This is a genomic window from Acetobacter cerevisiae (genome assembly GCF_001580535.1).
In the GTDB taxonomy this organism is placed as follows: Bacteria; Pseudomonadota; Alphaproteobacteria; order Acetobacterales; family Acetobacteraceae; genus Acetobacter; species Acetobacter cerevisiae.
Map to the genome: position 1 here is coordinate 1 of NZ_LHZA01000105.1, position 13,899 is coordinate 13,899.

At 59.6% G+C, this 13,899-nt stretch carries 10 protein-coding genes; 7 read left to right on the forward strand and 3 right to left on the reverse strand.

Annotated features, from left to right (window positions below; all coding sequences use genetic code 11):
- Window positions 1-125: 125 nt before the first annotated feature.
- The 3 genes from AD928_RS02360 (at window position 126) to AD928_RS02370 (ending at window position 2,655) form a co-directional block, all read left to right on the forward strand.
- Entirely contained in the window at window positions 126-512 is a 387-nt protein-coding gene (locus tag AD928_RS02360; protein ID WP_062247935.1) for a hypothetical protein, read from the forward strand.
- A 99-nt stretch (window positions 513-611) separates the two neighbouring features.
- A complete protein-coding gene (locus tag AD928_RS02365; protein WP_062247937.1) occupies window positions 612-1,163 on the forward strand; it encodes a hypothetical protein in 552 nt (183 codons plus the stop codon).
- A gap of 496 nt (window positions 1,164-1,659) precedes the next feature.
- The gene (locus AD928_RS02370; RefSeq protein WP_062247939.1) at window positions 1,660-2,655 is read left to right on the forward strand and encodes an LLM class flavin-dependent oxidoreductase; all 996 of its coding nucleotides are present in this window, start codon (window positions 1,660-1,662) and stop codon (window positions 2,653-2,655) included.
- Here AD928_RS02370 and AD928_RS02375 read toward each other — a convergent pair.
- Genes AD928_RS02375 through AD928_RS02385 form a run of 3 tightly spaced genes read right to left on the reverse strand, consistent with a single transcriptional unit; the run spans window position 2,638 to window position 8,013 of the window.
- Window positions 2,638-5,814, reverse strand: a complete 3,177-nt coding sequence (locus tag AD928_RS02375; protein ID WP_062247941.1) for an error-prone DNA polymerase — start codon at window positions 5,812-5,814, stop codon at window positions 2,638-2,640. The two genes, AD928_RS02370 and AD928_RS02375, sit on opposite strands and share 18 nt — an antisense overlap.
- Window positions 5,811-7,334 carry a Y-family DNA polymerase gene (locus AD928_RS02380; RefSeq protein ID WP_167347337.1) on the reverse strand — a complete coding sequence of 508 codons (1,524 nt, stop codon included), beginning with the start codon at window positions 7,332-7,334 and terminating at the stop codon, window positions 5,811-5,813. Before AD928_RS02380 ends, AD928_RS02375 begins: the two co-directional genes overlap by 4 nt.
- Window positions 7,249-8,013, reverse strand: a complete 765-nt coding sequence (locus tag AD928_RS02385) for an ImuA family protein (protein ID WP_062247944.1) — start codon at window positions 8,011-8,013, stop codon at window positions 7,249-7,251. The genes AD928_RS02380 and AD928_RS02385 overlap by 86 nt, the downstream gene beginning before the upstream one ends.
- A gap of 252 nt (window positions 8,014-8,265) precedes the next feature.
- Here AD928_RS02385 and AD928_RS02390 point away from each other — a divergent pair, with 252 nt between their 5' ends.
- The 4 genes from AD928_RS02390 to AD928_RS02405 all read left to right on the forward strand — a co-directional run bounded on the left by AD928_RS02390 (window position 8,266) and on the right by AD928_RS02405 (window position 13,770).
- On the forward strand, window positions 8,266-10,272 hold the full coding sequence (locus AD928_RS02390) for an ATP-dependent helicase (protein WP_233419903.1): 2,007 nt from the start codon (window positions 8,266-8,268) through the stop codon (window positions 10,270-10,272).
- Between the two features lie 12 nt (window positions 10,273-10,284).
- Complete coding sequence (locus AD928_RS02395) at window positions 10,285-10,932, forward strand: SOS response-associated peptidase (protein ID WP_062247948.1); 648 nt, start codon at window positions 10,285-10,287, stop codon at window positions 10,930-10,932.
- Window positions 10,933-11,125: 193 nt separating this feature from the next.
- A complete protein-coding gene (locus AD928_RS02400) occupies window positions 11,126-12,379 on the forward strand; it encodes a HEPN/Toprim-associated domain-containing protein (RefSeq protein ID WP_062247950.1) in 1,254 nt (417 codons plus the stop codon).
- Window positions 12,376-13,770, forward strand: a complete 1,395-nt coding sequence (locus AD928_RS02405; RefSeq protein WP_062247954.1) for a hypothetical protein — start codon at window positions 12,376-12,378, stop codon at window positions 13,768-13,770. The genes AD928_RS02400 and AD928_RS02405 overlap by 4 nt, the downstream gene beginning before the upstream one ends.
- The last annotated feature ends 129 nt before the right edge of the window (window positions 13,771-13,899 follow it).

The following is a 13,899-nucleotide window of genomic DNA, read 5'->3' on the forward strand; positions in this document are numbered from 1 at the left end:
CTCAAGTGTGAGAAATCCGCGTCGACGATAATTCGGAACCAAAGCCTGACGAAGGTCCACCGGGTCAGGAAGAAACCACGCAGCATTTTGCAGGGGATCTGTTCCTGGCTACAGGCCCAGAAGCCATGGCGATTTTTGACGGACCTTCAGAGAACCAGAGCGTACAAAATAGTCTGAAGGCGCCCCCTCTTGCAGGAGATACTGCGCCGTTCGGGGTGCGGGTGCCAGCCCGGCTCTGTTACGGTCTTACAGCCCAAAAAGTTCTGGAATATGGTCCGTTGCAGTCTGTGGCGCCAGAGCATGACCGGATAACGCTCGTTCTGCTCATGACACCAGAGGGAGCACCGGTTTGGGCACAGGATCCTCGTATCCTGCAGGTTCTGCAAGGCCATTTTGTGGTGCCTCAGGATGTTCGCATCGGTACCTATGACAGCTATGGCGATGGCTGGCACAAAAATAACCTGACTTTTCTGAAAGACCTTGCTGAATCAGGGCACGTGACCGGAGAGTGATAAGCGTTCGGATAACGTGCCTTGGTGTTTTGCGCGTTTGAGAAAAATCAGAGTTAAAGCACTTTTTTTATAATAAGGCGTTTCTGGAAAGGGTATTTCATGAAGAAGGTATTTGCAGGACTTTCTGTTGCCCTGGGTCTGGCTGTTAGCCATCCGCAACAGGCGCATGCTGTAGACTGGCAGAAGCTCGCCGATGCAGCAGCATCGCATGCGTACGGCAATGAGCAGGGAACGCAGCCGGGGAGGGCGGCGACGTCCGCTGATGCACCGTTCTTCGCACAAACGCAGGGAATAAAATTTGCCAAAGGGTCATTTTATCCTGCTGACCCTGCGACCGATCCAGATGCTCACGTGCTTGAGAAAGCTCCTCGTATCGTGGATGTCAGTTTCGGACCATCGCAGCCTCATGTGACGGTGCTGATTGCCTATTCCAACTATTATGGCGCCGTGGGGACGCATATTGCGCTGACTGACGCGCAGCATAAGGTGCTGTGGGAGAGTGAGGCGCCAGAGATCCGCATACTGCCGACAGAAAATGCAGGTGTGCATGATTTTGCGTCTGCACTGTCCTATCCCGGGTGGGTCATCAACAGGTGGCAGCCTGCTTCTCATACATGGAGCAAATTCACGTCGGTGGGCACGCCGTTCTGACCAGAGATCTGGCGTATGACGATTCTGAGACTGGTGGGTATCCCCGCATGATCATGAACGTGGCCTGCGACCGTAAATGAGATCGATAGTCTGAGCCAATAACGGGAAATGACGTCACAATGACACCATTTCCCGTCCTGTCATCGTCCCTGACGGGGTCATGACACTTCAAAACTGCTGTCATGAGTGGCGTCATACGGTGTGGCAGTAATGGAGGGGACTGTCCGGGCCGTAAAAATGGCCGCCTTTTCCCTTTTCTGTCCCGTTTTTGTCTCTTTTTCGTCCTTTCGGGGGTATGTGAGGGCACGCTACCGCAATTTCGTACGCACACTTCGTATGCATATGAAATTGCTGTTTTTTTTCTTTTCGTTCTATCGCATTTAAAATGCTCTCTCCTCCTTCAAGAGATTGCTAAGAATAGGATATTCATCTGGTGGCTTGGAGTATGTTGTCTGCAGTCCCATGTGAAGACGGACTGGATAAGAGGACTGTTCCCATGATTCCGCTCTCAATTCTTGATCTGGCCTTCATCAATGAAGGGAGTTCGGCCGCAGAGGCGCTGCATCGCAGCGCGGATCTTGCTGTGCATGCGGAGAGTTTAGGGTTTCGTCGCTTCTGGCTTGCGGAACATCATGCAATGCCCGGTATTGCTTCTGCCGCGACTGCTGTGGCTATTGGGTATGTTGCGGGAGCGACGAAAACCATTCGGGTGGGGGCAGGTGGTATCATGCTGCCCAATCACGCACCGCTTGCTGTCGCCGAAGCGTTCGGAACATTGGACTCTCTCTATCCCGGTCGGATCGACCTTGGGTTGGGGCGGGCCCCAGGCTCCGATCAGGCGACCATGCGGGCACTGAGGCGTGATCCGGGCTCTGCTGATCGCTTTCCCCAGGATGTTGCGGAACTGCTGCATTATTTCGAGAAACCCCAACCGGGGCAGACGGTTTTTGCTGTACCGGGAGCGGGGCTGGATGTGCCCGTCTGGCTGCTCGGCTCCTCCCTGTTTTCAGCGCATCTGGCCGCAATCATGGGCCTACCGTTTGCATTCGCAAGTCACTTCGCACCGGACCTTATGGAAGAGGCTCTGGCTCTTTATCGCCAGCGTTTTGAACCGTCAGAACGTCTTCAGACGCCTTACGCCATGCTGGCCGTCAATGCGATTATTGGAGATACACCAGCCGAGGCGCAGCATGCTGCGACTTCACTGGAGCAACATTTTGTTGCGTTACGCCGAGGGCGTCCAACGCAATTTCCAGCACCTCGCGCTGTTTCATGGAGCGAACAGGAACAGGCTCTTATCGACAGAACCCTGCGTTATACGTTTACAGGAACGGCTGATGTCGTGGCCGCAGGCATTTCTTCTTTCATAAAACAGCATCAGCCCGACGAACTCATGATCGGCGCCCCCCTTTTCTCACAGGTCGCGAGGCGGGCAACCCTTACCGGGATTGCGCAGAAGCGGATAGATCATCAGTCAGTGGAAGTTTCGTGACTTTATCACCAGATGTTCGGATCTGGGTTCCTGCAGGTCTATGCCGACGTTTTGCAAAGAACGGTTCCCGACGTCCGCCAGTAGGCCGGAGAGGTCGGTGATCTCCTTTGCCACCAGATGTACGACCTCACCTTCTTTCTGGAGCATGCCTTTCACGGCAAGCATCTGGCCACCAAGTACGACGCGCCGGTTCGCATCAAACATGTCCGGCCAGATGATGACGTTCATGTTGGCCGTCTCATCCTCCAGTGTTAGGAACACCACGCCTTCGGCTGAGCCGGGGCGCTGCCGGACCAGCACCAGTCCCGCTACGGTGAGACGCTTCCCGTCCTTCGCCGCCAACGCCTGCTGACACGTTATGATGTCCCGTGCCCGAAGATCCTCGCGGAGAAAGGTCAGCGGATGATCTCGAAGGCTCAGGCCAAGCCGGTTGTAATCTCGCACCACCTCTGCCCCATCTCGCATGGGCTGGAGCAACACATCCGGCTCCTCCGCTTCACGCGTTACTTCTGCGGCCGCAAACAGGGGCAGGGGTTCATCGCGTAGAGCTTTGATCTCCCAGAGCGCTTCGCGCCGTGCCAGCCCGAGCGAAGGCCGGAACGCGTCGGCTTCGGCCAGATGGGGCAGGGCTGCCGCTTTGACACCGGCCCGACGCCACAGATCATCGACCGACGTAAACGGGCGTAAGGCCCGTGCGGCAACAATGCAGGCGGCATCGTCATTGGCCAGCCCTTTCACCAGACTCATGCCCAGCCGCACGGCGAACATCCCGTCAGGTCTTTCCGGTCCTTCCAGCGTGCTGTCCCAGTGCGAGGCATTGACGCAAACGGGCCGGATTTCCACGCCATGTTTCCGCGCATCGTGGACCAGTTGCGCGGGTGCATAGAACCCCATCGGTTGGGAATTCAGGAGTGACGCCAGAAACACATCCGGATGCGTGCATTTCATCCACGACGACGAATAGGCCAGAATGGCGAAACTGGCGGCATGGCTCTCGGGAAATCCGTAGGAGCCGAAGCCCTCCAATTGCTGGTAGATCCGTTCGGCGAAATCCTCATCATAGCCGTTGGCGCGCATGCCCTCGATGAGCCGTCTCTGAAACTGTGAGACGGTACCCGTATTCTTGAACGTTGCCATGGCCCGACGCAGTTGATCGGCCTCGGCGGCGGTAAACCCCGCACAGATCATGGCGACCTGCATCGCCTGTTCCTGAAACAGCGGGATGCCAAGCGTCTTTTTCAGAACCTTTTCCAGTTCCCGGGTGGGATACTCTTCCGGCTCGATCCCTTCCCGGCGACGCAGATACGGATGCACCATATCACCTTGTATGGGGCCAGGGCGCACGATCGCGACTTCAATGACGAGATCATAAAACACGCGCGGTTTGAGCCGTGGCAACATGGACATCTGTGCCCGGCTTTCGATCTGGAAGACGCCAATCGTGTCTGCCTTCCTGATCATGGCGTAAGTGCGCGGATCCTCGGCCGGGATGCTCTGGAGCGTGAAGTGCTGGCCCTTGTGTTCCCCGAGCAGGTCCAGACCTTTTTTCATGCAGGTCAGCATGCCAAGGGCTAGGATATCGACCTTCATGAATTTCAGGACGTCGATATCGTCCTTGTCCCATTCAATGATCTGGCGCTGCTCCATCGATGCAGGCTCAATGGGCACAAGCTCATCCAACCGGTCATGCGTCAGCACAAATCCTCCGGGGTGCTGTGACAGGTGACGAGGTACACCAATCAGGCAGCGGGCCAGATCAATGGTCAGACGGATGCGCCGGTCGGACAAATCAATGCTGCTGTCAGTCAGGGCGTCATCGTCCAGCTTGCGCCCCCAGCCCTGAATCTGGCCCGACAGTGTGCGGATCAGGTCTTCCGGCAAGCCCATGACCTTGCCGACATCGCGTAAGGCCCCCTTGGCGCGATAGCGGATCACCACGGCTGTCAGGGCTGCCCGGTCACGCCCGTAATGCTCATAGACCCACTGGATGACCTGCTCACGGCGTGCGTGTTCAAAATCCACATCGATATCCGGCGGTTCGCCGCGCTCTTCAGAGACGAAGCGTTCGAACAGCAGGGAGTTTCGGGCCGGATCAATGGCGGTAATGCCCAGCACATAACAGACGGCACTATTGGCAGCCGATCCACGTCCCTGACAGAGAATGTCCTGGCTGCGAGCATAGCGGACGATGCTGTTCACCGTCAGAAAATAGGGCGCGTATTCCATGCGCCCGATCAGACCCAGTTCATGGTGCAGACTTTTGCGAACCTCGCCCGGAATCCCTTCGGGGTAGGTGCGGGCTGTGGCCTCCCATGTCAGGGTTTCCAGAGCCTGCTGGGGCGTCTGACCGGGCGCGGACACTTCATCGGGATACTGGTAGGCCAGATCATCGAGCGAGAAACGGCAGCGCTCCACGATATCCATGGTGCGGGCGACCGCTTCAGGGTAACGGCTGAACAGCCGGGCCATCTCCTGCGGTGGCTTGAGATAACGGTCGGCATGACGTTCGCGGACGAACCCGGCTTCGTCGATCGTGGTGTTGTGGCGGATGCAGGTGACGACATCCTGCAGGATGCGCCGGTCATGGGTGTGGAACAGCACGTCATTGGTCACAACGGTTGGCACTCGCGCCTGATGCGCCAGGTTGGCAAGCTCATACAACCGCATCTGGTCATTGGGACGGCGCAGCAGGGTGAGCGCCATGTAAGCGCGATCGGCAAAAGCCTCTTTCAGTTTGCGAAGATGCAGGGCGCAGGCATCATCCGCCGTGTCCGGGATCATGACGACGATCAGGCTCGCGCCCCAGGCCACCAGATCTTCCCAGAGAAGATGACATTTCCCTTTTCCGGCTCGCGCTTTGCCGAGGCTGAGCAGACGGCAGAGACGGCCATAGGCGGCCCGGTCCATCGGATAAACGAGCACGGGCGGAAAATCTGCCAGATCGAGACGGCATCCCACGACAAGCCGGAGCCCGACCTCTTTTGCCGCGACATGGGCCTGCACCATCCCGGACAGGGAATTGCGGTCGCAAATACCGAGTGCCTCGATGCCCAGCGTCTTTGCCTGCGCAAACAATTCGATTGGAGAAGACGCCCCGCGCAGGAACGAGAAATAGGTTGTGACCTGCAGTTCGGCGTAGTGCGGCGCCGAGGTGATCATCCGAAAATCCCGTGCAGAAACCAGCCCTGCGAGCCGGTCTCGACGTGCTCACCATCACCCGCCCGGTAGAGCCAGAACCGCTCGCCGCTGGTGTCTTCGACCCGGAAATAATCGCGGGCGATGGTCAGTTCGGCGTCATTCTTCCACCATTCGCCAAAGACCCGCTCTGGCCCATCAGCGCATTTCACCTTCCGTCGCACGCCCCGCCAGATGAAAAACAACGGTGGCTGGTCCGGCAGTTCCGCCATCGCCTGGACCGGTTCAGGTCGTGCGAGCAGGCGTGTCGGACGTGGCCAGTGCTCCGGCCAGTCCTTTGTCTCTTCTGGAGCCAGGGCAGGCACGCGGCAGAAGGAGCGTTCAGGCAGGTCGCTTTCTACCGGGGCAAAACGATACAGAGCCGGCGTACCAACGCGGTTGGCCAGCGTGTCGATCAGGTCGGACACATCGGCTTCTTCCTCGGCAATCAGGGAGGACACGGTCTGCCGCCGGTCCATCGGTTCGGCCAATGAAGCGATCAGTACCATGCGTTCGATGCCGAACCCAGGATCGATGGTTTCGATTTTCTCGCACAGCAGCCGCGTCAGGCGCTTCACGTCGCGTACCGGCACGCCGGTCGCCACGCGGATCGCCTCGGTCCGGCTATCTACCCGATGCAGCAGCAGGTCGAGACGGCGCACGCCTTGTCCACGTTCGTCCAGACCCTGGCAGAGCAGCGGCACCAGCTTGCCAATATATTTGGCGATGGTCTCGGCCGCCCCGATGGGTTCGGCGAAATTCCGGCTGACCTCGACCGGATCAACCGGGCGGACTGGCACGATGGCTTCCCCCATGCGTCCAAAAGCCTGATCCAGCCTGCGAGCCACCTCTGGGCCGAAACGCAGCGCCAGAGGCGCACGGGGCATGGCGGCCAGTTGCCCGATGCGGGATACGCCCAGCGTGGCCAGCCCCTCGATGATAGGGGAGGGCAGGCGGAGTGCTTCAACGGGAAGATCAGTCAGAGCAGAGGCCGTTTTATCTGAAGGGGCAACCGCAATCGCTAACCGGCCATAGCGAGCCAGTGCGTGGGCCGCCCCCCAGGTGTCCGCGACTACAGCCCGAGCGCAAAAACCGGCTCCTGCCATGCGGTGGACCATATCCTTGAGCATGGGAAGTTCGCCACCATGCAGGTGATCCGCCCCGGTCGTGTCCAGAACCAGGCCGTCCGGCGCATCGACGGCCACGATGGGCGCGACCCGGTGCTGGAACCACAAAGCGAGTTTTTCCAGTCCCAGCCGGTCGCCTTCGGGATCGGCGTCCATCAGCACCAGATCGGGATACAGCGCCTGGGCCTTGGCCACCGGCGTGCCCGGGCGCAGCCCCAGCTTGCGGGCGGCCAGATCAACAGACAGCAGAAGCCGCTGCCGTCCTTCCCGTCCAACGAGGGCCAGAGGCGTTTCAGGCGTGGGCGCGTCTGGCCCAAGTCGTTTCCTGATCCGATCCGTCGGCCAGAGCGGCAGGTAAAGAGAGACAACCCTTGCCATCACAGGCCTCCACTTCAAAATCAGCACATTCGCCCGCCCGGGCGCGGATCAGTTCCAGCAGCCAGCGGGGCCGTCCCACACCGGGCACTGGCAACGGCACAGCAGGCAGGACGGACACCCGCCAGCGGGTCATACTGGCGGTCGGCTGGCCGAAATCCGCAGCATCCGTCTGCCGCCGCCAGCGTCGTATCGCGATGCCCAGAGAGCCGGATGTCTCGGCAGCCAGTTGCAGGCGACGAGAGGCCGTCATGGACAGACGGGCTACTTCAGCGACAACGGCTCCGAGGCCGCCATGTCGCAGTCCTTCCTCGAAACACGCCAGCACATCGACGTCCGAAGTCGCTTCGACAAAAATGGTTCGCCGTGCCGACAGCCCGACCTGTTTCAGGGAGGGGGCGAACACGTCCTGCCGGGTGACGATCCAGAGCACCTTGCCGCGCGTGCGGGCGGCAATCCCGGCGCAGAACTGACCGGCGGCGGCACTGTGCAGGGCATCATTCCCGCCGCCTGCCACTTCATGCAGTGCGCCCAGCGCCAAGCCGCCACCGGGCAGGCGCGCATCGATCTCACGCACGCCAAAGGGCAGCATCCTGCGGCGTCGGTCGCTGTGTCCTTCGAGACGGCTGATCTCGGCCCGAAGCGTCTCCAGGCCAGGTTTTTTCCGGGTTTCAGCAGTCATTTCACGGCTCGATATCCTTTATTCAGGCTGATGTCCTGATTGTATGTTCTTCTTTTGTTCTTTTTGGGGTATGGAAGTCAACGCAAATTCGCACCACATCAGGATGATGCAGGGCGTATAATCACCCCAAATCGTTGGTGAAGGTACCTTAAGGAATTGAATTCAGAGAGTTCTCCCGCTCCGAATGGCCAGAATTATCTGTCCCGTCTGAACGACGCCCAGCGGCAGGCCGTCCTCCATGGGACTGAAAGCGTGTCAGCTCTTGCGGATTCACCCCCGCTGCTGGTCATCGCTGGCGCTGGATCGGGCAAGACCAACACGCTGGCGCACCGGGTCGCGCATCTGATCGCCTCGGGCGCCGATCCGCGGCGCATCCTGCTGCTGACCTTCTCGCGTCGGGCCAGTGTCGAGATGACGCGACGGGTAGAGCGCATCTGCAAAACGGTGCTCGGAGACAAGGCTGGTCCACTGGTCGACGCTCTGGCCTGGTCCGGGACGTTTCATGCCATCGGCGCGCGGCTGCTGCGGGAGTATGCCCAGCAGATCGGCATGGACCCGGCTTTCTCGATCCATGATCGGGAGGATTCTGCCGATCTGATGAATCTGATCCGGCATGATCTGGGGTTTTCGAAAACCGAGAAGCGTTTTCCCGGCAAGGGCACGTGTCTGGCCGTCTATTCCCGTGTGGTGAACTCCGGTGCGCCGCTCGCCGATGTGCTGCTGAAGCACTATCCGTGGTGCGCGGGCTGGGAAGCCCAGCTGAAACAGCTCTTCGCCGGTTATGTCACGGCGAAGCAGGAACAGGGCGTGCTGGATTACGACGACCTGCTGCTGTGCTGGGCGCAGATGGTCAGCGATCCGGTGCTGGCGGCCGATATCGGCGGTAAATGGGATCATGTGCTGGTTGACGAGTATCAGGACACCAACCGGCTGCAGGCGGATATCCTGCTGGGCATGAAACCAGAGGGGCGCGGGCTGACGGTGGTGGGCGATGATGCGCAGTCGATCTATGCCTTCCGGGCCGCGACCGTGCGCAACATCCTCGATTTTCCGGGACAGTTCAAACCCGAAGCCCGCGTCGTGACGCTGGACTGGAACTACCGCTCGACAAAGCCCATTCTGGATGCGGCCAACGCCGTCATTGGCGAAGCGGCCGAGCGGTTCACCAAGGATCTGTGGACCGAGCGCACCTCGGATGAAAAGCCGCGACTGGTCACCATCTGGGATGACACGGCCCAGGCGAACTATATCGCGGATCGTGTGCTGGAAGAGCGGGAGGCCGGCACGCCGATGAAGCAGCAGGCGGTGCTGTTCCGGGCTTCGCACCATAGCGGCACGCTGGAGGTGGAACTGACAAGGCGCAACATCCCGTTCGTGAAGTTTGGCGGCCTGAAGTTTCTCGACAGCGCCCATGTGAAGGATGTGCTGGCCCTGCTGCGCTTTGCCCAGAACCCGCGCGACCGCATTGCGGGCTTCCGGATCCTGCAGCTTCTGCCGGGCGTGGGGCCGACCTCGGCCCGGCGCGTGCTGGATACGATGGGCGAGAATGCCCATCCCTTCGAGGCGCTGAAGGATGTGAAAACCCCGCCGCGCAGTGGCGAGGCCTGGACGGGTTTCGTGAACACACTCACCGCTCTTGGCAGCCATCAGGTCGGCTGGCCGGGCGAGATCGCGACAGTGCGTTACTGGTATGAGCCGCATCTGGAGCGACTGCATGAGGACGCTTCCACCCGTCTGGCCGATCTGGTGCAACTGGAGCAGATCGCTGGCGGTTATCCCTCACGGGAAAAATTCCTGACCGAACTGACGCTGGACCCGCCGGATGCCACGTCCGATCAGGCCGGCATGCCGCTGCTGGACGAGGACTATCTGATCCTCTCGACCATTCATTCCGCCAAGGGGCAGGAATGGAAGAACGTGTTCGTGATGAATGTGGTGGATGGTTGCATTCCATCCGATCTGGCCACCGGCGAGCAGGATGACATCGAAGAGGAACGCCGCCTGCTCTATGTCGCCATGACGCGGGCGAAGGACAGGCTCGATATCATGGTGCCGCAGCGTTTCTATGTGCACGGCCAGTACAGTCGGGGCGACCGGCATGTCTATGCCTCACGCACCCGTTTCATCGACCGGGACATGCTGCCCCTGTTTCAGTCCGTATCTTGGCCGGTCGTGAAGCCGGAAGAGCAGGCCCGGCAGGAAGCGGCGAAGTCGGTGCGGATCGACATGGCCGCCCGTCTGCGCGGCATGTGGTCGTAAGGGAGCAGGTGGATGTGCAATCTCTATTCCATGACGTCGAACCCGCAGGCGATCCGGGACATTGCGAAAGTCCTTGAGGATCGCACGGGCAATCTCCAGCCTCTGCCCGAGATTTACCCGAACACGATGGCGCCGATTGTGCGGAATGGCGACAATGGTCGCGAACTGGTCATGGCGCGCTGGGGCATGCCGACACCGCCCGGTTACCTCAAGGGGCATAAGGTCGATCGCGGCGTCACCAATATCCGCAATCCGACCTCGACATGGTGGAAGCGATGGGAAGGTGTGGCACATCGCTGTCTGGTGCCGCTGACGGCGTTCTCGGAGCCGGAGCGTCTGCCTGACGGGAAATCGCAGCCTGTGTGGTTTGCCCGCAGCGACGGTGAGTTGGTGGCTTTCTTTGCCGGTATCTGGTGCCGATGGACATCCGTGCGGAAACTGGCTGATGGAGAGACAACGGATGACCTGTTTGGATTTCTGACCACCGAGGCGAACCGGGAAGTTGGAGTCATCCATCCGAAAGCCATGCCGGTGATTCTGACGCAGCCAGATGAACTGGATGTATGGATGAATGCGGCTGTCAGCGAGGCTCTGCGGCTTCAGACGCCTTTGTCTGATGGCATGCTTGCTTGTGTCGATCCTCCGCGGCCTTTGGAATGACAGTTATGGGGGGAAAGCTGTCTGTCCGCTATAGGGAGTTCGGGAAGGAGAAGCATACCTTAGCTTAAGGCGGACGCCCCTGCCGGGCAAAGAGGAATGCCAAGTGCTCAGGCCGCTGGACAGCACGGCCGCGGTTCGGTCGAAGTATGAGGCTTGACACAATATCCTGCCGGTCGAGACGGGCGCGTGCCAAATGCGCTATGTCATGGTACACAACGCAACGTTCGAAGCCGTGCCCGAAGGAATGTCGATGGGGTCGATGGTTACTCTACGCCTTGGGCGTCTCGAAGTGGATTGGGGGAAGAACTCCTTCTTTCGCAACTACTCATCGCTGTTCGACAGGGCCGACCTCGCCGAAGCCGAATATTTCTATGCCTATGACGAAGTCATCGTGCAGCCAGCCTATGTCCGGAAACTCCGCCGTGTCATTCCGCGCCTCGAACTGCTCGGGTTCAGCCTTGACGGCTGCCGGACAATTTATGCCGAGGCGCTGCGGCGTGTGCCGGATTATTACCCCGAGGTGAACATCAGCTTCGACGTGTTCCGCCAAGCGCTTTCCGCGATCGACGTCGATCGCGTGTGCAATAACGAATATGACGGTGACTTCGATCTCGGCGAGTTTGCCGCGCACGTTCTGAGCGACGCTGAATTCAAACGCGTCCTAGCTTCGTATTCCTGCGCCGCGACCCGGGATGATGGCACCTTCTTCGAGAACCTCAATCCTTACGTTATTCTCCGGCTGCTTGCGGAAAATCCCGCCAATCTGGACCGCGATCTGGTTTGGAGCATTCATGACGTCGTCGAGGGCGGATATGTCGAAAACGGCGAGGTGTTCGAGCCTCTCGCCGATGAAAGCAAGTTCCTGATCGTCACCGAAGGCTCATCGGACTCCAACATTCTGAAAACCGCACTGCCCTTGGTCGCGCCAGACGTCGCGGACTTTTTCGACTTCGTAGATATGAAGGACAATTACCCATTCGCCGGCACCGGCAACCTAGTGAATTTCTGCAAAGGCTTAGCCGCCATCAATGTGCGGAACAAGGTCGTCGTGATTCTGGATAACGACACAGCGGGAAACGAGGCCCTCCAAAGCCTGCAAACCCTCAAACTACCACGCAATATGCGGACGGTATCGCTGCCCTATCTCGATGAATTCAGCCGCTTTCCGACGCTCGGCCCATCGGGAGAAACCGTCGAGGACGTTAACGGGCGCGCCGTCGCCATTGAATGTTTCCTCGACCTTGCTTTCGGCCCGCGGGAAGCGCGGGCGATCCGCTGGACCGGCTTCAACAAACACTTGCAGGCCTATCAAGGCGAGCTCGTTGCCAAGCAGCGCTACGTCGACGCCTTTTTTGTACACATTGCAAAGAGCAATTATGATCTGACGAAGCTGCACCTGCTGTGGACGCACATCCTACGGGCCTGCGCGGCAGAGGCGATCCTGTGAACCTCACCCCACCCACGCTCGAAGAAGTGGCCCAGGCTCTTGCGTTGCTGCAGCCTGAAAAATTGCTCATGGTCCGAAAGGACCTCGCGGAACTCGATGCGGAACTCAAGACCGAGCTTCATGAGCGACTGCGTCGCACATTCTTTCCTGGCGAATGGGCCAGCCGCCTGCAATCGGTATTGCTGCTGCTGCACGAAGCGCATGCTGTCGATTCGGCGCGGTTCGTTGCACAGGTATTCCTGCCTTGGGTCAAGTTTCGGCGTAGCTTGCAGCCTAACTGGCAGCGCGTCGGGCGGGAGATGGCGCGCATCGGCGACACCGAAGAAGGCAGCACGGAAGAGACGGAACATCAGATCGGCCTGTATCGCCTGATTGTCAGTGATCTATTTGATCCCTACCTCACGCTCCTGGTCGCATGCTGTGAATTCATCGTCGGCACATTCACCGACATTGACGCTGCGAACTTCAAGCTGGGCGAGTTCAACAAGGTCGAGTTCATCGAGGCCCATTTGCGCAGGCGTGGTGATACCTCCCCGATGTTCAAAGGCTACGATGCAAAGGTGCGGAATGCGATTTCGCACGGTGGATCCCACGGCTATGAGGTCGAGGGGCGGACGGTTTTGTTCCGCAACATCAATCGCGGGCCGCAGCCAAAGGTCTCAACCGTGCGATGGAGCGTCGACGAGCTCGGCTGGAACGGTATCCTGGTTGCGGAACTCGTTTCCTGCCTGGATGCCGCAACCGAACTCTTCGGGCTTGATTGTGTGCAAGCGGACGACGGTGATTTTGCGCGCCTGCTCCAGATCGTCGACGCGGCCTTCACGCCTGCACAGCGGGCGGAGCTTCGTGCCGAGCTGAACGAAAACCTGGAGCTCATCTGGGAGGACCCGACGCTAGACGAAAAAAGGCGGGGCGAGGTCCTGACGGAAATCCTCACCGAGCAGTTCCGGCTGCGGGACATGGCACTCCGCTGCATTGATCTCAGCTTGGGTGGCGGGTCTATTCTAATCGCCGTACCGCCCGAGCGCGCACTGGAAACCGACCAGGCAATCTGCACGCGTCTCCTGATGATGACGCGTTATCTCATCGTGGCGCGGACGATTTTTGGTCCGGCCGGGACACGCATCGCGGTCGTCGAGACGGACCACAAGGTGGAGCAGGCACGGCTAATGGCGACGATCCCAGGTCCGCTGCTTGATGCATACATCGCCGAGAGGGCTGGCCTGATCGATCTGCTGCGGGAAGGGCAGTTCAATCTCGGGCATGATCAGCTTGAAGTTGTGATCGACGACAAGGCGCTCGCCGAATTTGAGGACCAGTCCCTCGGGCGCCGCTTTCCCCGCAAGGACCGAGCAGCTGCCGTAACGCCCCCTATATCGTCCGCCCGCTAGATGACGGATTCTGCCAGCTGAATGTCCGCTTCTGGCGTGATTCTATGGACAGCCGGCGTCCGACTTGAAGGCGATACCCGACCGTCTCCCTCCTACGAGACTGACTAGGTGTTTAGTCCCGGGGTTTGA